We start from the raw sequence: 858 nt of genomic DNA, 5'->3' as shown, positions 1-858 counted from the left end.
ATGCAGGAATGTGTGGTGCAGAGACCACGGTAGACCTACAGGTAAATCCGCTACCTGTCATTGGAGAACCTTTACCAGAGGCTATAGCCTGTGATGAAGACAATGATGGTTTTGGAGCCTTTGACTTACAACAGTATAATGATGATTTATTAGCAACGCTTACAGATATCACCCTACGTTTTTATGAAACCCTAGATAATGCCACGGCAGACACGGGAGCAGGGCAGATAGATATTACCGTTCCTTATAACAACATCACAGGGATGACCTCACTGTATGTGGTAGCACAAGATACCAACCCTGCTACGGTAACAGCTTGTACTAAGATTTATGAGTTTGAGCTTGTGGTATATCCTATCCCAGAGATTCCTACGGCTCTTGAAACACTTACCGAGTGTGATGATGATAACAACCTGATGGAAATCATAGACCTTACTCAAAACGAGGTTGCCATCATAGGGACACAAGATGCAACCACGCTTGTCATCACGTATCACAACACCCTGGCAGATGCAGAAACGGGGAACAACCCAATCTTAGATCCAGCCAACTATAACGCAACACAGATGACACCACTTGAGGTAATCTGGGTACGTTTACAAGTAAATGATGGCAGTCCAAATATGTGTGCTGCAGTGAGCTCTTTTGAAATCTCTGTAGAAAGCCCACCTACGGCAAACCCAGCCAATGATGATCTAGACCTAATGGTTTGTGATGATGATGCAGATACCTTTAATGTGTTTGACCTTACCGTTAATGAGGCAAGTCTTACCGGTGGTGATCCATTATTATCTGTGACCTATTATGCGAGTCTTGCAGACCAGATGAGTGATACGCCTATTGCAGACCCTACGGCTT

The 858-nt window shown here is 44.3% G+C and carries 1 pseudogene; it reads left to right on the top strand.

Features of this window, described 5'->3' with window-relative positions:
• Positions 1-858, top strand: a pseudogene (locus ACFO5T_RS13940) (T9SS type B sorting domain-containing protein); the annotation flags it as partial.

Source organism: Dokdonia genika, from assembly GCF_042652845.1.
GTDB classification, from domain to species: Bacteria; Bacteroidota; Bacteroidia; order Flavobacteriales; family Flavobacteriaceae; genus Dokdonia; species Dokdonia donghaensis.
The sequence above is the reverse complement of the archived record's forward strand: the minus strand, read 5'-3'. Positions and strand labels throughout refer to the sequence as shown.